Genomic DNA, 18626 nt, shown 5'->3' on the forward strand with positions numbered 1-18626 from the left:
ACGACGGTAGTCGCCGCACCGCGCACGGCCGGGCCGGTCACGAAGCCCGTCATCAATCGACCAGCGCAGAGGCGAAGACGTGCGGCGTGAAGCCGGTGAGATCTCCGATCCCCTCGCCCTGTCCGAGCAGTTTGACGGGGATGCCGGTGAGCTCCTGGACGGCGAGGACGAAGCCTCCGCGCGCCGACCCGTCGAGCTTCGTGAGCACGAGGCCGGTGACTCCGGCGCTGTCGAGGAAGGCCTGTGCCTGCATGAGGCCGTTCTGGCCGGTCGTCGCGTCGAGCACGAGCAGCACCTCGCTGATCGGCGCCTGCTTCTCGATGACGCGCTTGATCTTGCCGAGCTCGTCCATCAGTCCGCCCTTGGTGTGCAGGCGGCCCGCGGTGTCGACGAGCACGATCTCCGTGCCCGTCTCCTTCGCGTAGGTGATGGTCTGGAAGGCGACGGATGCCGGGTCCTGGCCCTCGTGCTGCGGCCGGACGATCGCGGCGCCGCCGCGCTCGGCCCACGTCGCGAGCTGGTCGACCGCGGCCGCGCGGAAGGTGTCGGCGGCACCGACGACGACCGTGCGCCCGTATCGCTGCAGGAACTTCGCGAACTTGCCGATCGTCGTCGTCTTGCCGACACCGTTCACGCCCACCACGAGCACCACGGCCGGGCGTTCGGTGAGGCGGAGCGTCGTGTCGAACTTCGCGAAATGCTCCTCGATCGTCTCGCGGAGCATCCGCTGGAGGTCCTTCGGGTCGGTCGTGCGGAAGCGCTCGACCTTCTCGCGGAGCTCGTCGATGATCCGCTCGGTGACGTCCGGACCGAAGTCGGCGGTGATGAGCGCCGTCTCGAGGTCATCCCACGTCGTCTCGTCGATCGTGGGTTTGACGAACATGCCGCGCAGTGCACGGCCGAGCGACCAGGGATTCTCAGCCATGCATCCAGCCTACGGTCAGCGCGCGGCGCGGTCGCCGACGCGCTGACCGACCACGGCGGAAACGCCGTCCTGGCGCATCGAAACGCCGTAGAGCGCGTCGGCGATCTCCATCGTGCGCTTCTGGTGCGTGATCACGATGAGCTGACTGCTCTCGCGGAGCCGCTCGAACACGCCCAGGAGGCGCCCGAGGTTCGCGTCGTCGAGAGCGGCCTCCACCTCGTCGAGGATGTAGAAGGGGCTGGGACGCGCCGTGAAGATCGCCACGAGGAAGGCGACGGCGGCCAGCGATCGCTCACCGCCCGAGAGCAGCGAGAGCCGTTCGATCTTCTTGCCCGCGGGGCGCACCGTCACCTCGATGCCGGTCGTCAACGGCGAGTCGGGATCGGTCAGGGCCACGCTGCCCGTGCCTCCGGGGAACAGGATCGGGAAGATCTCACCGAACGCGACCTTCATGTCGTCGAACGCGGCGATGAAGATCGTCTGCATGCGCTCGTCGAGCTCGTCGATGATCGTCATGAGGTCGGCGCGTGTCTGAGTCAGGTCCGCCAGCTGCTCGGTGAGGAACGCGTGGCGCTGCTCGAGCGCGGCGAACTCCTCGAGCGCGAGCGGATTCACCCGTCCCAGCTGGCCCAGTTTGCGCTCGGCCTCCTGCAGCCTCCGACGCTGCGCTGGGCGGTCGAAGGGAACGGATGCTTCGACCGCGGCGTCGCCGTCGTCGGTCGGGATGGGCTGATCCGGGCCGTATTCCGCGATGAGAATATTTTCGCTCAGACCCAGCTCCGACCCCACCCGCTCGAGGAGGCTGCCGGCGTGGAGGCGCTTCTCGTGGATCTGCAGCTCGAGACCGTGGACGCTCTCGGTCAATCCGGCGAGACGCTCCCGCACGGCGGTCTCCTGGGCGCGCACCCCTGTCAGCTCCGCGGTGACCGCGGTGCGCGCCGACTCGGCCTCGGAGAGTTCCACGCGCGCCCGGCTGACGGAACGGTCGACCGAATCCAGGAGAGCGGGGAGCTGGTGGGCTACCTCCGCCGCGATCTCGCGCTGCGCGCGCCGGATGACGGCGCGCCGAGCGGCCTCCTCGGCCGCGGCGCGTTCGCGCTCGCGCTGTCGCTCGAGCTGCACGATGCGGGCCTCGCCGGCGCGCACCCGTTCGCGCAGCGTCTCCACGTCGAGTCGGGCGCGCATCTCGCCGTCTCGGGCCGCTTCCAGCTCAGCGAGCATTCCGTCCCGAGCCGACGCGTCGAGGATCGGACGCGGCGCCTCCTGCGCGGACTCGAGGGCCTGCTGCGCCACGCGAGCAGCATCCTCTGCGCCGGTCACGGCGGCGGCGGCCTGCGCCAGACCCGCGGCGAGCCGCTCGCACTCCGCGACGGCGGCTTCGAACCTCACGGTGGCGCGGTTGACCTTCTCAGCCTGTGACGCGACGTTCGCGTCGTGCTCTCGGAGCGCAGCGAGCGTGTCCTTGGTCTTCTGGCGCGACTCCCGGTGCACGACGGCCGCCTCGGCGAGGGCTTCGCGCAGCGAGTCGGCGACGACGACGATCTCCGACAGACGTTCGGCCGCAGCATCCCGCTCGGCCGCGAGCTCGAGGCGCGAGCGCCCCTCGCCCGACCCTGCCCGGATGGTGTAGGCGGTGACGGTCTCGCCGCTGCGAGTGACGATCGTCGCGTGCACGAGTTCGGCGGGCAACACCGCCGCCGCAGCGCGCGCCGCGTCGAGGTCGTCAGCCACGAAGACGTCGGCCAGGAGCCCGAGCACGCCCGGCGGCGCCGCGACGACATCGCAGGCCGCGACGAGTCCGGCGGGCGCCGCGTTCGCCGCCGCAACGACCTCCGGCTCCGCCACCGTGATGTCGACGACACCGAGGTCGTCGTCCCGGGCGAACGACGCCGCCGAGAAGGCGTCGTCCCACGCGTCGACGAGCAGCCCTTCCGCGAGCGGACCGAGAGCCGCCGCGATCGCCGCCTCGAAACCTGCGGTGACCTTGACGCTGTCGGCGAGCAGACCACGCACACCGCGCTCACCCCGCGCGGCGAGTCCGGCGGCGGCGTTGCGCACGTCGAGAGCTCTCCCGAGGGCCGTCGTCTGCGCGGTCAGCGACTCGACCTCGCGCTCGGCGGCGTGCAGCCGCTCGCGGAGCGCCTCCACCGCGCTCTCCGCCTCCGTCGCATCGCGTTGCGCGCGCTCGTAGGCGGCCGCGTGCTCGGCCACCGATTGCTCGGGCATCACCACGGGCTCGAGGGCCTCGAGCGCCTGAGCGGCCTCGTCGCGTCGTGCGGTCGCCGCGTCGAGGGCGCGCTGTTGGCGCTCGACGCCGGCCAGCATGGCGGTCAACGCCGACGTCGCCGCCTCCGCCCGACCCCGAAGAGCGGTGAGTCGCATGTCGTGCTCGGAGACGAGAGCGCTCTGCGCCGCGATGTCGGTGTCGAGCGCGTCCAGCTCGGCTCGGGCGCGCGAGACCTCGCGGGTCGCGGCCGACGCTGCATCCTGCGCGTCGCCGAGTCCCTCGGCCAGCTCGTCGATCTCCGTCCGCACGTCGTCGATCGACGCCTGCGACACCGTCGTCACGATCGCCGACGGGTCGGCATCGTCGGAACCAAGAAGCGACAGGCGCTGACCGGCGAGCGAGTAGAGCCCGCGCAGACGCTCCTGGACCTGTTCGAGAGAGAAGGCGACGCGACGCGCGGCGTCGACGGCTTCAGAGCGCTGCTCCGTCTCCAGGCGCTCGACGCGGGCCCGGATGTTCGCCGCCTGATCCTGCAGGACGAGCCGCTCGGTATGGCGCTCGTGCTCGGTGCGGGCGTGGTCGGCGAGCTCGCGACGGAGCGCGACGAGCTCGTCGGCGAACAGCCGCGCCTTGGCATCGCGGACGACGGCCGCGATCGTCGCGGCCTCCCGCGCGATCTCGGCCTGACGCCCGAGGGGCTTGAGCTGCCGGCGCAGCTCGCCGGCGAGGTCGCTCAGACGCGTGAGATTCGCCTCCATCGCATCGAGCTTGCGGAGCGTCTTCTCTTTCCGACGGCGGTGCTTGAGGATTCCGGCGGCCTCCTCGATGAAGCCGCGGCGATCCTCCGGCGTCGCCTGCAGCACGCTGTCGAGTCGACCCTGCCCGATGATCACGTGCATCTCGCGTCCGAGGCCCGAGTCGCTCAACAGCTCCTGGACGTCGAGCAGACGACAGCTCTCGCCGTTGATCGCGTACTCGCTCGATCCGGTGCGGAAGAGGGTACGGCTGATCGAGACCTCCGAGTACTCGATCGGGAGCGCGCCGTCGGAGTTGTCGATCGTGAGCTGAACCTCCGCGCGACCGAGAGGGCCGCGCGTCGAGGTGCCGGCGAAGATGACGTCCTCCATCTTGCCGCCGCGGAGCGTCTTGGCGCCCTGCTCTCCCATGACCCAGGCGAGGGCATCGACGACGTTCGACTTGCCGGATCCGTTCGGACCGACGATGCACGTCACACCCGGTTCGAGCGCGAAGGTCGTCGGTTGGGCGAACGACTTGAAGCCCTTGAGCGTGAGGCTCTTCAGATGCATGGCGTCGTCCTTCGGATCAACGCATCACGGTACCGGAAAGAGCGTCGAGACCCCGTTCGGCGGGCCGGAGGCGCATCCGACCAGCACGACGACACGCCCGGAGATCCATCGATTCTGGGAGAAAGCTTGACGTTCGCTCCATCTCCCGGGTAACGTCTTACCCCGCTGCGAAGTCGAAAGGAGGTCACCATGATCCAGCCCACTCTTACCGGAGACGCGTTCCGCGTCCGTGCTGCGGTGACCCGCTCCTTCGCCGCCTTCGGCACGACCGCCGTCTGACGCCCCGGTCCATCCGTTCCGCCCTTCCGAGGGCCCGCTCGCGCGCTGCGCTCGAGCTCCCCGACGCGTCTCGCGTCCTCCTTCGTCTCCCGGCGGCTCCCGTCCGCCTCGCGTGCGTCGCTCGAATGCCCGCGCGCACCACCTCGAAAGTGACTGCCATGAACGATCTGGCCTCGCGTGTTCGGTCGGCCGACCGCGCCGAGCACGACATCCTCCAGGCGGTCGCCGACCCCGGCGGCCGCATCTCCCTCCTCGATCGGCTCTCCCTGCGCCTCGGACTGTGGCTGCTCCTGCGGAGCACCCGCCGCATCCATCGCGTCCGCGACCACGCGGACCACGCCCGGCTCCTCGCCGAGCACCGCGCCGAGGAAGAACGCGCCCGCGCCGCCGCGCGGATGCAGTTCGATCGACGCCTCCCCCTCTGACCCCGATCCGCCGGCCGCCCACGCGACGGCCGGCGGATCCCTCTCGAAGGAACACCTATGAACGCCCCGCCCGCCGGACTCGAGATCCGGCCCCTCACCATTCCCCGCACGATCGACGACCCGGATGCCGCCGACTTCATCGCCATGACGCACGTGCGCAACCTCGTCTACGCGGAGACCTCCGGGCATGACGACGGCCGGATGGCCCCCGCCGAGCTCCTCCCGAACTATGCGCCGGATCCGGCCGAGATCCGATACTCCTGGCTCGTGCTCCTCGACGGCGAACCCGTCGGACGCGTCGGGGTCGACGTGCCGCAGGAAGCCGGGTCCCGCGTCGTGTTCTGGCTCGTCGAACTGCGACGGTCGGTGTGGGGCCGCGGGGTCGGAACCGCCGCGTACGCCCTGGTCGAGTCGACGGCTCGCGCGCATGGACGGACCGTGCTGCAGACGTGGGCGGAACATCCGCCCTCTCCCGGAGACCGGTTGGAACCGCCCACGGGGTTCGGGAGCATCCCCCTCGACCACATCGCGCGGTTCCTCCAGCATCGTGGACATCAGCTGGAGCAGGTCGAGCGCATCAGTGCTCTCGACCTTCGTGACGGACTCCCCCGGGTGCGAGAGTTGTGCGCGCGTGCCACGGAGGCTGCCGTGGGCTACCGGGCCGTGCAGTGGCGTCTCCCGACTCCGCCCGAATTCGTCGACGGCTACGCCTGGATGAAGTCGCGCATGAACACCGACGCACCCGCCGCCGGGCTCGAGTTCGACGAGGAAGTCTGGGACGCCGCCCGAGTCGCTCGCGCCGACGCGAAGATCGTCGACGCCGGGCGGACCGCCCTGGTCACCGCGGCGCAGCATACCGAGACGGGTGAGCTCGTCGCGTTCAACGAGCTCGTCATCAACAACGACCTCACCGAGGCGACCTCGCAGTACGACACTCTCGTGCTCTCATCGCACCGAGGCCACAAGCTCGGGATGCTGGTGAAGTGCGTGGGCCTGCTGGCCTGGCTCGACATCGCACCGGAATCGCCGCGAGTCCTCACGTACAACGCGGAGGAGAACCGGCCGATGCTCGACATCAACGAAGCCATCGGGTTCGAACCGATCGGCTACGAGGGCGCCTGGAAGAAGGTGCTCAGCGACCCGACGACGGCAGGCGCTGACACCGCGGACAGTAGTGACTCGAGCGGTTCGTGAACGACACCCGCATGATCGGTCGCCCGCAGCGGGCGCACGGCTCCCCCGTGCGCCCGTAGGCGTTGAGCGAGTGCGCGAAGTAGCCCGCCTGTCCGTTCACGTTGACGTACTGCGCGTCGAAGCTCGTGCCGCCCTCGGCGAGAGCCTTCTCCAGCACGGCTCGAACCTCCGCGAGCAACCGGTTCACGGCCCGGGTCGACAGATCGAGCGCGAGCGTCTCCGGATGGATGCGCGCGGCCCAGAGCGACTCGTCGGCGTAAATGTTGCCGATGCCGCTCACGACGGTCTGGTCGAGGAGGACGCGTTTGATCCCCGACGCCTTGCGGGCGAGCACCGAACGGAAGACGCCGTCTCGAAAGGCGGGGTCGAGAGGATCGCGGGCGATGTGCGCAACCTGGCGCGGAGCGACCGCGGCCGCATCTCCTCGGCCCCCGGCGGCGCCGTCGGGCGTCGGTTCGAGTGCGTCGATCGCGAGCGAGCCGAACGTGCGCTGATCCGCGAAGACGACGGCAAGCTCGCCGTGCGTCGGATGCTGCAGATCGAGCCGCACGCGTTCATGGCGCTCCACGGGAGCGCCCGACGGCCGCAGCAGCATCTGCCCGCTCATGCCGAGGTGCGCGATCATCGCCTGCGGGTCGGGGCCGCTGTGGGCGAGGGGCAGCCAGAGGAACTTCCCCCGGCGCACCGCGGCGGTGAACGAACGACCCATCAGAGCACGCTCGAATGAAGGGCCGCTGTCGCCGTGGCGTGTGAGTGCGCGCTCGTCGAGCACGGTCACCGCCGCGATGCGCGCGCCGGAGACGGCGGGCGCGAGGCCGGCGCGGACGACCTCGACCTCGGGGAGCTCAGGCACGTCCGCCGAGTTCGCGCCACGCCGCTAGCGCAGCCGCCATCTCGGCCTGCTTCTTGCTGGTGCCCTGGCCGCGGGTGACCACGTCGCCGACGCGGACCGTGGCCGTGAAGCGCCGGTCGTGGTCGGGGCCCGTCGCATCGACCTCGTAGCTCGGCGCGGACGCCCCCTGCTGAGCGGCCAGCTCCTGGAGACTCGTCTTCGGATCCATCGCCGCGCCGTAGCGCTCCGGGTCATCGAGAAGGGGTTCGACCAGGCGCAGCACCAGGGCCGTCGCCTCGTCCTGGCCGGCCGAGAGGTAGGCCGCGCCGATCACGGCCTCGGTCGTGTCGGCGAGGATCGAATCCTTATCGCGCCCGCCGGTGAGCATCTCGCCCCGACCCAGGAGCACGTGATCCCCGAGACCGATGCGCCGCGCGACCTCCGCGAGAGCAACGGTCGACACGACGCTGGCGCGGCGCTTGGCGAGCGACCCCTCGTCGAGGTCGGGATGCCGGGTGAACAGGCGCACGGTCACGGCCTGCCCCAGCACGGAGTCGCCCAGGAACTCGAGGCGCTCGTTGTGGGGGATGTGGCCGTTCTCGTACGCGAACGAACGATGGGTGAGGGCAAGCGACAGAAGCTCGGGGTCGATATCGACCCCGAGCCTGTCGATGAGCGTCTGGCGCTCAGCAGAAGCGACTGTCACGGCACCTGCCGCGGACGTCAGACGTCGGCGACCTTGCGTCCCTTGTACTCCAGGAACAGCTCGGTGCCCTGCGAGTCGGTGACGACCTTGGCCTGGTGCGGACGGCTGTAGACGACCTTGCCGTTCTCGACCGTGGTGGTCAGCGTGATGGGGGCAGCCTTCCACTGGGCACGGCGCGAGCGCGTGTTGGAGCGGGAGACCTTCCGCTTCGGGGGGTTACCTGCCATGACTAGCTCTTCTCTGTGACGGTGTCTTCGGATTCGGGCGTGGCGCGGCGGGGCGCTTCGCCGTCAGGGTCTGAGGGGTACTGCTGGAGCGCAGCCCATCGAGGATCGACAGGCGTTCGCTCGCTTTCGCTGGTGCTCTCGGTCAGTCGCTCGCCTGTTTCCGGGTCGAGCCCGAGGCAATCCGGCTGACACACCGGCTGGAACGGAAGCGAGAGGACAATGGCGTCCCTGATCAGAGTTTCAAGATCTACGTAATCGTCTTGAACCTCGAAATCAGCCGCTTCGTTTCCAGGATACGTGAAAAGCTCCTGAAACTCGACTTCGACAGGCTCGGCGATGTCTTGAAGGCAGCGGCCGCACACCCCGGTCAGCCGCGTGTCGGCCGTGCCGGTGACGAGGATGCCTTCGTGCACGGACTCGAGACGCACGTCGAGGTCGAGCGGTTCGCCCGCCGGGATGGACACGAGGCCCTCGCCCCATTTCTCGGGCGTGTCGAGGTCGAGCTCGAACTCGCGCATCTCCCCCGGGTGGTGGACGATATCGCGGACGTGCAGCATGAAGGGTCCGGGTCGGCGAGTTCTCACGGTCGTCCATGCTACCCGCCGCACGCGGCCGAGGCTCCGTCAGCGAGCGCTGGCACCCGTATCGAGGAACCGCGCCACGGCCGGCGGAACGAACGGCGAGACGTCTCCGCCGAGGGCGGCGACCTGCCGCACGAGCGAACTCGACACGAGCGCGTGGGCCGGATCGGGCAGCAGGAAGACGGTCTCGATGTGGGCGAGGTGGCGGTTGACGATCGCCATAGGCGATTCGTACGCCACGTCGATCTGCGATCGGATGCCCTTCACGAGCACGCCCGCCCCGACATCGGTCGCATAGTCGACGAGCAGGCCCATGCTCCACGCGGCCACGACCACGTCGCCTTCGATGCCGTCCTCGGCGATCGACTGCTCCAGGAGCGCCTGACGCTGCGCGATGGGGAGCAGCGCCTCCTTGCCGGGGTTGTGCACCACCAGCACGTGCAGCTGGTCGTAGAGCGCTGCGGCTCGGCGGATGACGTCGATGTGTCCGAGCGTCGGCGGGTCGAACGACCCCGGTACGACGGCGATCCGGCTGTCCATGTCGTCAGCCTATCGAGCGACGATGGCACAAACCTGAACCCGGCGACCCGACGGGTCACGAACGAGCGAGAGCTGCTCGCTCCAGCACGCCGACACGTCGGTCGATCGCGGCTGCGAGAGCCGGATGCTGGGCGAGGGCGGGGTCATCGGCGAAGATGAGCTCGGCGGTCGCACGAGCCTCGGCGATGACGTCGGCGTCTTTGACCACGCGGAGCAGTCGCAGCGACGAGCGAGCACCCGACTGGACGGCGCCGAGGACGTCGCCCTCCCCTCGCAGCTCGAGGTCGACCTCGGCCAGTTCGAAGCCGTCGAGCGTGCTGGCCACCGCCTCCACCCTCGCGCGCGCCGACGTGCCCGCCGAGGCCTCGGTCACCAGAAGGCAGATGCCGGGCAGGCCGCCTCGTCCGACTCGGCCTCGCAGCTGGTGCAGCTGCGAGACGCCGAAGCGGTCGGCCTCGAGGATCACCATCGCCGACGCGTTCGGCACGTCTACGCCGACCTCCACGACGGTCGTCGCGACGAGCACATCGATGTCGCCGCGCGAGAACGCCTGCATGACGGCGTCCTTCTCGTCGGACGGCATCTTGCCATGGAGGATCTCTACGCGCAGCTGCGTGAAGGCGGGGTGACGCGAGAGCACGTCGGCGACCTGCACCACGCCCCACCGGATGCGGGGAGCCGCGGCTTCGGCCTCGGCCACCATGTCGTCGGCGGTGTCGTCCTTCGTGGAGGCCTCGGCGTCGATCGCGGGGCACACGACGAAAGCCTGTCGTCCCTGGGCGACCTCCTCGGCAACGCGGTCCCACACCCGCGCGAACCAGCCCGGCTTCTCGGCGACGGGGGCGACGAACGACGAGATCCCTGCGCGCCCTGCGGGCATCGTGCGGATCGTGGACACGTCGAGGTCGCCGAACACCGTCATGGCGACGGTGCGCGGAATGGGCGTCGCCGTGAGCACGACCGTGTGCGGCGTGGAGCCTTTCGCACGGAGAGCCTCTCGCTGCTCGACGCCGAACCGGTGCTGCTCGTCCACCACCACCAGACCGAGGTCGGCGAACGTGGTCGACGCGCTGAGCAATGCGTGTGTTCCGACGATGATGCGCGCTTGACCGGATGCGGCGCGCAGCGCCGCTTTGCGTCGCTCGGCGGCGGGCAGTTGCCCCGTGAGCAGCGTCGGCATCAGCTCAGGGGCGAGCTGAGGACCGAGCATGCGGGCGATCGAGCGCACGTGCTGCGCGGCGAGCACCTCGGTCGGCGCGATCAACGCCGACTGGCCACCCGACTCGGCGACCTGCAGCATCGCCCGCAATGCCACGAGGGTCTTCCCCGATCCGACCTCCCCCTGGATCAGCCGGTTCATCGGCCACTCGCCGACCAGATCGGCCGCGACCGCGTCGCCCACCGTGACCTGGTCGGGAGTCCGATCGAAGGGAAGCAGTGCGTCGAAGCGTTCGAGGAGCCCCCCGGCGGACGCGGGGCGCCGCGTCGCCGACATCGCCCTCACGAACTGCCGCTGCTGCAGAAGCGCCGACTGCAGGACGAGCGCCTCATGCATGCGCAGCGTCGCGACCGCCGGCCCGACCTGCTCCTCGAAGTCGGGCCGATGCACCCTCTCGAAGGCCGTACGCGCCTCGAGCAGACCGTGCCGCGCGCGAAGGGTCTCGGGGAGCGGGTCATCGATCGGGCCGAGACCGGCGAAGACGAGGGCGATGGCGTCCGTGATCATGCGACTGGTCACCGTGCTCGTGGCCGGATAGATGGGGATAGGCAGATTCGCGTTCGCCTCGGCCGTCATGCGCGCCTGCTCAACGTCTTCGAACAGCTCGTAATCCGGGTTGGTCAGCTGCGTCGCGCCCCGGTATTCGCCCACTTTGCCCGAGAAGATGCCCCGGCGCCCCGGGTAGAGCTCTTTGATGCGCCACGGCTGATTGAAGAACGTGAGGCTCATGTGTCCGTCGCCGTCGGTGATGACGACTTCCACGAGCGATCCGCGCTTGTTCTGCATGCGACGCTCGCCGGCGCGGACGACTTCCGCGACGATGGTCACGGGCTCGCCGAGGGGAAGCGAGGCGATCGGCGTCAGCTCGCCCCGCTTGGCGTACCGACGCGGGTAGTGACCGAGCAGCTCGCCGACGGTCGCCATGCCGAAGGCGCGCTCGAACGCGGCAGCCGTCTTGCCGCCCACCACGCCGTCGAGACGCGACGCGAGAGTCAGGGCGGGCATGGGGAAAGTCTAGGCAGGATCGCCGACATCGCCGCCGGACACCGCCTCGGATGCCGTGCGGGTGTTTGTAGGGTGAGACGGTGACCCGCATCATCTCCGGCTCGGCCGGAGGCACCGTGCTCGACGTGCCTCCGAAGGGCACCCGCCCCACGAGCGAACGTGTCCGCGAGTCGCTCTTCGGTGCGCTCGACGCGGCCGGGCTCGTCGACGGCGCGAGGGTGGTCGACCTCTACGCCGGATCGGGCGCGCTCGGACTCGAGGCCGCGAGCCGAGGCGCCGCATCCGTCGATCTCGTAGAGCATGCTCCGCAGGCCGTGGCACTGATCCGACGCAACGCCGAGCGCGTCGCGAAGGCACTCGGGAGCCCGCCGCCTCTCCGGGCCCACCGCGCGACGGTGACCGGATTCCTCCGAGACGCCGCGGGGCCGTACGACCTCGTCTTCGTCGACCCGCCCTACGACGTCTCCGACGGCGATCTGACCGAGGCTCTGACCGCCCTCGCCCCGCACCTGTCGCCCGATGCCGTCGTGATCGTCGAGCGCGCCAAGCGCTCTCCCGGTCCTCGGTGGATCGACGCGGGCCTCGAGCCCCTCCGCGACCGCGTCTACGGCGACACGGCGATGTGGTGGGGTCAGCCTCTTCCCGCGTCCCAGTCCCTGTAGGGGTCCCACCCGCCGGGCTTCTCGTACGGGACGCCGTCCACCGTCACCGCCGCAGCGACGCGCGCGCGCACCTCGCCGATCGCACGGAACCCCTCCGGCAGCGCTGCGCCCGGGGGGAAGGTCGCGAGGAGCGCGTGGTCTTCGCCGCCTCCGAGCGCCGCATCGGGGTCTGCGCCGAGCAGCGCGCGGACGATGTCGATGGTGACCCCGGACGCATCGGCCATCCGACGCGCGTCGAGGACCAGTCCGTCCGAGACGTCCATCATCGCCGTCGCGCCCGCGATCGCGGCGATGGCTCCGGAGGCGATCGGAGGACGCGGCGCCAGCTGCCGCTGCAACCCGAGGGCCTCGGCTGCGGTGAGCCCCGCCCACCCGCTGGGATCGATCGCGACCGGCGACCCCGCGGCGTCGACGAAGCGGCGGAACAGCACGGAGAGGCCCAGGGCCGCGACGCCGAGGTCGCCCACGACGGCGACGGTGTCGCCGAGCGCGGCACCCGAGCGACGAACGGGCTCCCGGCCATCGAGCGATCCCAGAGCGGTGACGGCGATCGTGAGCGTGTCGGAGACCGTGAGGTCGCCGCCCTCCACCGCGCACCCCGGGGAGAGCTCCGCGCACGCGGCGGCGAGACCCGCGGCGAGTCCGTCGACGAACGACACGGGGAGGTCGTCGGGCATCGCGAGGGCCACGAGCAGCGCGGTGGGGCGCGCGCCCATCGCGGCGACGTCGGACAGGTTCACCGCCGCGGCCTTCCACCCCAGGTCGAACGGGCTCGACCACGCCAGCCGGAAGTCCGGGCCGTGCACAAGGGTGTCGGTCGTCGCGACGACCCGCCCGTCGACCGCGTCGAGCACGGCCGCGTCGTCACCCGGCCCGACGATCGCCCGGCTCGTGGGAAGGCGGTCGAGGATGCGGCGGAGGATCGCCCCTTCGCTGAGGTCGCCCACGGTCTGCTCCTGCACGGTCCCACGCTAGCGCCCGGCGCATCGACACGATCGCGCGGCGGGTACCCTGGAGAAGTGATCCGCCTGCCCCGTCTCCTCGCCGCGGGCGTGGTGCTCGCGGCCGTCGCCGGACTCTCGGCGTGCGCCGGCACCGTCTCGATGGACGCCGCGCCGAATGCGAACGACCCCGCGTGCGCCGACGTGTCGGTGAGGCTCCCCCAGACCATCGCCGGCGAGACCCGCCGCTGGACCGACGCTCAGGCGACCGGAGCGTGGGGCGATCCCTCGGCGATCCTCCTCACGTGCGGTGTCGCCGTCCCCGGGCCGTCCACACTCTCGTGCCAGAACGTCGAGGGCGTCGACTGGCTCGTCGACGAGACCGACGCGCCGTTCTACCGTTTCACGACGTTCGGGCGCACGCCCGCCGTCGAGGTCTACCTCGACTTCGACGTCGTGGGCAGCGCGGACACCCTCCGTGCCGTCTCGCCGATGCTCGCGCGTCAGTTGGTCGAGACCGGCAGCGTCTGCACCGACCGGCCGGGCACCGACGGCTGACGGGCCGCCGGCTCACCGCCGCACTCCGATCGGCCGAGACCGCGCGCCTGGCGGCGTTTCTCAACCCGGATGGCGCGTCTCGGTGCGGGCCGACGTCACGCGCGCTCGAGTGCCTGTTCGATGAGGTCGGTGATGAGCGCCTCGTACGACAGGCCCGACGCGATCCAGCACTTCGGGAACATCGAGATCGGTGTGAAACCCGGCATCGTGTTCAGCTCGTTGACGATGGGTCCGTCCTCACCGAGGAAGAAGTCGACGCGTGCGAGTCCGCGACCCTCCACGGCCGCGAAGGCGCGCAGCGCAGCATCCTGCACCGCCGCCGTCTCCGCGTCGCTCATGGCGGCGGGGCAGACGACGTCGACGCCGTCGCCGCCGAGGTACTTGCCCTCGAAGTCGTAGAACTCGCGGCTCGTGAGCACGATCTCGCCCGGGAGCGACACGCGCGGCTCGCCGCCCGCGCGGGCTCCCAGCACGCCGACCTCGATCTCGCGCCCGGCGATGCCCTGCTCCACCAGCACCTTGTCGTCCTCCGCGAATGCGAGGTCGAGGGCCTCGGCGAGCTCGCCGAGGTCGTGCACCTTCGACACCCCCACCGATGAGCCCGCGCGAGCGGGCTTCACGAACCAGGGGAAGGTGAGCTCGCCCGCGCGCGCGGCGATCGCGGCGACGTCGCCGGTCCACTCTCCCCGCCGCACCGTGATCCACGGCGAGACCGCGATGCCCGAATCGCGGAGCACGATCTTCATGAAGTGCTTGTCCATGCAGAGTGCGGAATCGAGCACCGCTCCCCCGGCGTACGGGATGCCGAGGGTGTCGAAGAAGCCCTGAACGGTGCCGTCCTCCCCGTGCGTGCCGTGCAGGATCGGCAGCACGACGTCGATCTCGCCCAGCTCCTCCTCGGTGCCGTCGGCTCGGCGGACGACGAGAGTGCGCTCCCCCGCATGCGGCCAGAAGACGCGGGTGCCGTTGTCGACGACCTCCGGCAGAGCGTGCGCGTCGAGCGCGAACTTGTCGGGGTCGTCGTCCTCGAGAACGAAGACGCCGTCACGGGTGATACCTACGGGGAACACCCGGTAGCGGTCGCGATCAATCGCCCGAAGGACCCCGCCCGCCGTGGCGGAGCTGATCGAGTGCTCGCTGGATCGACCGCCAAAGAGCACCGCTACCGCTGTCCGAACCATTCTGCGTCCTCTCGCCCTTCGGCGTATCGTCGTCGGTCGTCAAATGTGGCGCGATGTCGCGCGGGTTCATCGTGCCGTCCAGCACGCGCTTCACCTGGGCCACGATGGGCATCTCGACCCCCGCCTTGCGGGCGAGTTCGAGCACGGGCGTCACCGACGACAGCCCCTCGGCGGTCTGCTCCATCTGCTTCACCACGTCCTGCAGGCTGTACCCCTGGCCCAGCAGCCGCCCTGCCGTGTTGTTCCGGCTGAGCGGCGACTGGCAGGTCGCGATGAGGTCGCCGAGGCCCGCGAGACCCTGCAGGGTCTCGGGCTGAGCGCCCTGCGCGACGGCGAAATCGGTCATCTCGACCAACCCGCGCGTGATGATCGAGGCCTTCGTATTCTCCCCGTACCCGACCCCGTCGACGATGCCGATCGCGACCGCGATGAGGTTCTTCAGCACGCCGCCGAACTCCGTGCCGATGACGTCGGTGTTCACGAACGACCGGAAGTACCGGTTCCGGGCGCGCCGCGCGACCGCCTCGGCGGTCTCCCGGCTGACCGAGGAGATGACGGCGGCGGTGGGCTGCTCGCGCGCGATCTCCAGGGCGAGATTGGGGCCGGACGCCACGGCGATGCGCTCCGGGTCGCACTGCAGCTCCTGAGCGATCACCTCGCTCATCCTCAGGCCGGTGCGCTTCTCGACGCCCTTCATGAGCGAGACGATCGGCACGTCTGTCGCGTCGACGAGCGGCCGGAGCGCCTTCAGATTCTCGCGCAGCGCCTGGCTCGGCACCGACAGATAGATCTGCGTCGCCCCGTCGACGGCCTCCGCGAGATGGACGCTCGCCGACATCTCCCGGGGGAGGTTGATGCCCGACAGGTACTGACTGTTGCGCTTGGCCTCGTTGATCTCCTGCGCGATCTCGGCACGGCGCGCCCACATGGTGACGTGCGCTCCGCCGTCCGCGAGGATCTTGCCGAAGGTCGTGCCCCAGCTCCCGGCTCCGACGACGGCGACGCGCGGGAGTGCAGCATCCGATCTACGACTCAAGGCGGCCCGTCTCGGTCTGGCCGTGCGCCGACGGGTTCCAGCGCTGCTCGGGCGGGGTGGCGCCGCGCAGGCGCGCCAGGAGCCCGGAGATCCGGTCCATCAGCACGTCGGTGGCCGCGACGAGCGTCGACGGGCGCGACACATCGGCGCCGTGTTCGGAAGGCAGGATCGGGTCGCCGAACACCACGCGCACTCGTCGACGGAGCGGCCAGAGCCTGATCTTGCCGTAGCGCGGCATGATGTCCTGCACACCCCAGTGCGCCATCGGCACCAGGGGGATGTCACCGGCGATCGACAGCCGGACGGCACCGGTCTTCCCCCGCATCGGCCACAGGTCGGGGTCGCGCGTGAGGGTCCCCTCGGGGTAGACGATGACACCGCGTCCGTGCTCGACGAGCTGCTCCGAGCCGCGGATCGTGTCGCGGGCGGCGGACGCCGACGAGCTGCGCGAGACCGGCACCATCCCGGTCGCGCGGAGTGCCGCACCCAGGACGGGCACGCGGAAGAGGCTCTCTTTCGCCATGAAGCTCGGGGCGCGGCCCAGCCGCCACACCACGACGGCGACGATCAGCGGGTCGAAGTTCGAGTAGTGGTTCGGGGCGAGCACGAAGGCTCCCTCGCGCGGCAGCTTGTCGCCGTCCTCGATCTCGATCTTGGCGAAGATGCCGGTGAGGGGGACGACGACGGCCGCGAGCGGCCAGAAGACGCTCGGACGGGACTTCTCGCGCGACGCGGCGCGGCGACCGGACGCCATCGCTATCCGATGACGTCGAAGTCGGCGCCGAGCGTGTCGAGCTTGGCGAAGAGCTTCTCGTACCCGCGACGCAGGATCCCCACGTTGCGCACCACCGACTCCCCCTCGGCCGCGAGAGCCGCGATGAGGTAGCTGTAGCCGCCCCTCAGGTCGGGGACGACGACGTCGGCACCGCGGAGGGGGGTGGGACCGGTGATGACGGCGGCCTGCTCGAGCGCCCGTCGCGGGACCCTGCGCGCGGGATCGGCGATCCCGTTCGAGTGGACGACGATGTCGGCGCCCATCTGCACCAGCGCCCGGGTGAAGCCGAGCCTGTTCTCGTACACCGTCTCGTGGACGGTCGATACGCCGTTCGCCTGGGTCAGCGCGACGACGAGGGGCTGCTGCCAATCGGTCATGAAGCCGGGGTGCACATCGGTCTCGACGACGACCGGACGCAGTTCGCCGCCGCGGAAGAAGCGGATGCCGTCCTCGTGCACGTCGAACTCGCCGCCGACCTTGCGGAAGACGTTGAGGAACGTGAGCATCTCCTGCTGGCGGGCGCCACCGACGAAGATGTCGCCGTCGGTCGCCAGCGCCGCGGCGGCCCACGAAGCGGCCTCGTTGCGATCGAAGATGCACCGGTGGTCGTAGCCGCGGAGCTCGTCGACGCCCTCGATGAGGATGACGCGGTTGGGCTCGTAGGAGATGATCGCGCCCATCTTCTGCAGCACGGCGATCAGGTCCATGATCTCGGGCTCGATGGCGGCGTTGCGAAGCTCGGTGACGCCCCTCGCCCGAACGGCGGTCAGCAGCACCTGCTCGGTCGCGCCGACGCTCGGGTACGGCAGCTCGATCTGCGCGCCGTGGAGGCCGTCGGGGGCGGTGATGCGGATGCCCTCGTAGGTCTTGTCGACGACCGCGCCGAACGCCCGCAGAGCGTCCATGTGGAAGTTGATCGGGCGATCGCCGATGCGGCAGCCGCCGAGGTCGGGGATGAGCGCCTCGCCCAGGAGGTGCAGGAGCGGTCCGCAGAACAGGATCGGGATGCGGGAGGCCCCCGCGTACGCGTCGATCTGCTCGAAGTTCGCCGACACGGCCCCGCTCGGATCGAAGACGAGTTCGCCGGGGTTCTCGCCGTCCGTGACGTGGACTCCGTGCACCTCGAGGAGCGAGCGGACCACCCCGACGTCGCTGATGTCGGGAACGTCGCGCAGGATGCTCGTCGAGTTGCCGAGCAGCACGGCGACCATGGCCTTCGTCGCGAGGTTCTTCGCCCCCTTGACCTCCACGCGCCCGGTGAGCGGCCTGCCGCCGCGGATGCGAAGCGTCTCGCCCTCTTCGGAAGAAGATGCCGGCGCGACAGCGCCCGTGACGACTGAACTCATTCGATGGACCTCACTTGTATCGACGAGGGGCGGAAGAACCGGCCCGGGTGGGGTCGATCTGGCTTACGGAACAGGAAGTGTCCGCGGCCGCCATGCCTCGCGGCGAGCCTCGAACTGCGCGATCTTGTCTTCGTTGCGCAGGGTGAGCCCGATGTCATCGAGCCCTTCGAGAAGCCGCCACCTAGTGTAATCGTCGATGTCGAAGGCGACCTGGAGGTCGCCGATGCTCGCGCGCCGCTCACGCAGATCCACGGTCATCTCGATGCCCGGCTGAGCATCGACGGCGGCCCAGATGCGCTCGATGTCTTCTTCGGTCACGACGCCGGCGACGAGGCCCTGCTTGCCGGAGTTGCCACGGAAGATGTCGGCGAAACGCGAACTCAGCACGACCTGGAAGCCGTAGTCGCGCAAGGCCCAGACCGCGTGCTCGCGGCTCGACCCGGTGCCGAAATCGGGGCCGGCGACGAGGATCGACGCGCCGGCGAAGGCGGGCTGGTTGAGGACGAACTCCGGATCCTGGCGCCAGCTCGAGAACAGGGCGTCTTCGAAGCCGGTCTTGGTGACGCGCTTCAGGTAGACGGCGGGGATGATCTGGTCGGTGTCGACGGCCGATCGCTTCAGCGGCGCGACGATTCCCGTGTGCGTGGTGAAAGCATCCAT

The 18626-nt window shown here is 70.2% G+C and carries 18 protein-coding genes; 4 read left to right on the forward strand and 14 right to left on the reverse strand.

Features of this window, described 5'->3' with window-relative positions; genetic code table 11:
* Positions 1-52: 52 nt before the first annotated feature.
* Together ftsY and smc are read right to left on the reverse strand one after the other, a co-directional pair.
* A complete protein-coding gene (gene ftsY / locus FVP77_RS07740) occupies positions 53-925 on the reverse strand; it encodes a signal recognition particle-docking protein FtsY (protein WP_147893954.1) in 873 nt (290 codons plus the stop codon).
* Positions 926-940: 15 nt separating this feature from the next.
* On the reverse strand, positions 941-4459 hold the full coding sequence (gene smc / locus FVP77_RS07745) for a chromosome segregation protein SMC (RefSeq protein ID WP_147893955.1): 3519 nt from the start codon (positions 4457-4459) through the stop codon (positions 941-943).
* Positions 4460-4896: 437 nt separating this feature from the next.
* Here smc and FVP77_RS07750 point away from each other — a divergent pair, with 437 nt between their 5' ends.
* Positions 4897-5163, forward strand: a complete 267-nt coding sequence (locus FVP77_RS07750; protein ID WP_147893956.1) for a hypothetical protein — start codon at positions 4897-4899, stop codon at positions 5161-5163.
* A 57-nt stretch (positions 5164-5220) separates the two neighbouring features.
* Positions 5221-6357 (forward strand): GNAT family N-acetyltransferase, encoded by a 1137-nt coding sequence (locus FVP77_RS07755; protein ID WP_147893957.1) that lies wholly within the window; start codon positions 5221-5223, stop codon positions 6355-6357.
* Here FVP77_RS07755 and mutM read toward each other — a convergent pair.
* From mutM to FVP77_RS07785, 6 genes are all read right to left on the reverse strand, one after another.
* Positions 6296-7210 carry a bifunctional DNA-formamidopyrimidine glycosylase/DNA-(apurinic or apyrimidinic site) lyase gene (mutM, locus tag FVP77_RS07760; RefSeq protein WP_147893958.1) on the reverse strand — a complete coding sequence of 305 codons (915 nt, stop codon included), beginning with the start codon at positions 7208-7210 and terminating at the stop codon, positions 6296-6298. The two genes, FVP77_RS07755 and mutM, sit on opposite strands and share 62 nt — an antisense overlap.
* Positions 7203-7895, reverse strand: a complete 693-nt coding sequence (rnc, locus tag FVP77_RS07765) for a ribonuclease III (RefSeq protein ID WP_147893959.1) — start codon at positions 7893-7895, stop codon at positions 7203-7205. Before rnc ends, mutM begins: the two co-directional genes overlap by 8 nt.
* A gap of 17 nt (positions 7896-7912) precedes the next feature.
* Positions 7913-8122, reverse strand: coding sequence for a 50S ribosomal protein L32 (rpmF, locus tag FVP77_RS07770; RefSeq protein WP_028495421.1), 210 nt, complete (start codon positions 8120-8122; stop codon positions 7913-7915).
* A gap of 2 nt (positions 8123-8124) precedes the next feature.
* Positions 8125-8679 carry a YceD family protein gene (locus FVP77_RS07775; protein WP_246134011.1) on the reverse strand — a complete coding sequence of 185 codons (555 nt, stop codon included), beginning with the start codon at positions 8677-8679 and terminating at the stop codon, positions 8125-8127.
* 66 nt (positions 8680-8745) lie between these two features.
* Positions 8746-9243, reverse strand: coding sequence for a pantetheine-phosphate adenylyltransferase (gene coaD / locus FVP77_RS07780; protein ID WP_147893960.1), 498 nt, complete (start codon positions 9241-9243; stop codon positions 8746-8748).
* Positions 9244-9298: 55 nt separating this feature from the next.
* Positions 9299-11467 carry an ATP-dependent DNA helicase RecG gene (locus FVP77_RS07785; protein ID WP_147893961.1) on the reverse strand — a complete coding sequence of 723 codons (2169 nt, stop codon included), beginning with the start codon at positions 11465-11467 and terminating at the stop codon, positions 9299-9301.
* Between the two features lie 80 nt (positions 11468-11547).
* Between FVP77_RS07785 and FVP77_RS07790 the strand changes: the two genes are divergently transcribed.
* The gene (locus tag FVP77_RS07790) at positions 11548-12129 is read left to right on the forward strand and encodes an RsmD family RNA methyltransferase (RefSeq protein WP_147893962.1); all 582 of its coding nucleotides are present in this window, start codon (positions 11548-11550) and stop codon (positions 12127-12129) included.
* Here FVP77_RS07790 and thiL read toward each other — a convergent pair.
* Positions 12099-13091: a thiamine-phosphate kinase gene (gene thiL / locus FVP77_RS07795; RefSeq protein WP_147893963.1), complete on the reverse strand. Its 993-nt coding sequence runs from the start codon at positions 13089-13091 to the stop codon at positions 12099-12101. The two genes, FVP77_RS07790 and thiL, sit on opposite strands and share 31 nt — an antisense overlap.
* Positions 13092-13148: 57 nt before the next feature.
* Here thiL and FVP77_RS07800 point away from each other — a divergent pair, with 57 nt between their 5' ends.
* On the forward strand, positions 13149-13628 hold the full coding sequence (locus FVP77_RS07800; RefSeq protein ID WP_147893964.1) for a DUF3515 family protein: 480 nt from the start codon (positions 13149-13151) through the stop codon (positions 13626-13628).
* A 95-nt stretch (positions 13629-13723) separates the two neighbouring features.
* Here the strand turns inward: FVP77_RS07800 and FVP77_RS07805 are convergent, their stop codons facing one another.
* The 5 genes from FVP77_RS07805 to leuD form a co-directional block, all read right to left on the reverse strand.
* Positions 13724-14809, reverse strand: coding sequence for a D-alanine--D-alanine ligase family protein (locus tag FVP77_RS07805; RefSeq protein WP_147893965.1), 1086 nt, complete (start codon positions 14807-14809; stop codon positions 13724-13726).
* Positions 14715-15845, reverse strand: a complete 1131-nt coding sequence (locus FVP77_RS07810) for an NAD(P)H-dependent glycerol-3-phosphate dehydrogenase (protein WP_147893966.1) — start codon at positions 15843-15845, stop codon at positions 14715-14717. The genes FVP77_RS07805 and FVP77_RS07810 overlap by 95 nt, the downstream gene beginning before the upstream one ends.
* Positions 15835-16599 carry a lysophospholipid acyltransferase family protein gene (locus FVP77_RS07815; RefSeq protein ID WP_187266851.1) on the reverse strand — a complete coding sequence of 255 codons (765 nt, stop codon included), beginning with the start codon at positions 16597-16599 and terminating at the stop codon, positions 15835-15837. The genes FVP77_RS07810 and FVP77_RS07815 overlap by 11 nt, the downstream gene beginning before the upstream one ends.
* Positions 16600-16601: 2 nt before the next feature.
* Positions 16602-17966 carry a UDP-N-acetylglucosamine 1-carboxyvinyltransferase gene (gene murA, locus FVP77_RS07820; RefSeq protein ID WP_147893967.1) on the reverse strand — a complete coding sequence of 455 codons (1365 nt, stop codon included), beginning with the start codon at positions 17964-17966 and terminating at the stop codon, positions 16602-16604.
* Positions 17967-18029: 63 nt separating this feature from the next.
* The gene (gene leuD / locus FVP77_RS07825) at positions 18030-18626 is read right to left on the reverse strand and encodes a 3-isopropylmalate dehydratase small subunit (RefSeq protein WP_147893968.1); all 597 of its coding nucleotides are present in this window, start codon (positions 18624-18626) and stop codon (positions 18030-18032) included.

Origin of the sequence: Microbacterium hatanonis (genome assembly GCF_008017415.1) — a bacterium.
Lineage (GTDB): Bacteria > Actinomycetota > Actinomycetes > Actinomycetales > Microbacteriaceae > Microbacterium > Microbacterium hatanonis.

Coding starts and splice junctions, on each gene's coding strand:
- murA (WP_147893967.1), bottom strand. CDS start 17,966: ATGAGTTCAGTCGTCACGGGCGCTGTCGCGCCGGCATCTTCTTCCGAA.
- leuD (WP_147893968.1), bottom strand. CDS start 18,626: ATGGATGCTTTCACCACGCACACGGGAATCGTCGCGCCGCTGAAGCGA.
- ftsY (WP_147893954.1), bottom strand. CDS start 925: ATGGCTGAGAATCCCTGGTCGCTCGGCCGTGCACTGCGCGGCATGTTC.
- FVP77_RS07775 (WP_246134011.1), bottom strand. CDS start 8,679: ATGCTGCACGTCCGCGATATCGTCCACCACCCGGGGGAGATGCGCGAG.
- FVP77_RS07785 (WP_147893961.1), bottom strand. CDS start 11,467: ATGCCCGCCCTGACTCTCGCGTCGCGTCTCGACGGCGTGGTGGGCGGC.
- smc (WP_147893955.1), bottom strand. CDS start 4,459: ATGCATCTGAAGAGCCTCACGCTCAAGGGCTTCAAGTCGTTCGCCCAA.
- FVP77_RS07815 (WP_187266851.1), bottom strand. CDS start 16,599: ATGGCGTCCGGTCGCCGCGCCGCGTCGCGCGAGAAGTCCCGTCCGAGC.
- FVP77_RS07750 (WP_147893956.1), top strand. CDS start 4,897: ATGAACGATCTGGCCTCGCGTGTTCGGTCGGCCGACCGCGCCGAGCAC.
- rpmF (WP_028495421.1), bottom strand. CDS start 8,122: ATGGCAGGTAACCCCCCGAAGCGGAAGGTCTCCCGCTCCAACACGCGC.
- FVP77_RS07755 (WP_147893957.1), top strand. CDS start 5,221: ATGAACGCCCCGCCCGCCGGACTCGAGATCCGGCCCCTCACCATTCCC.
- FVP77_RS07805 (WP_147893965.1), bottom strand. CDS start 14,809: ATGGTTCGGACAGCGGTAGCGGTGCTCTTTGGCGGTCGATCCAGCGAG.
- coaD (WP_147893960.1), bottom strand. CDS start 9,243: ATGGACAGCCGGATCGCCGTCGTACCGGGGTCGTTCGACCCGCCGACG.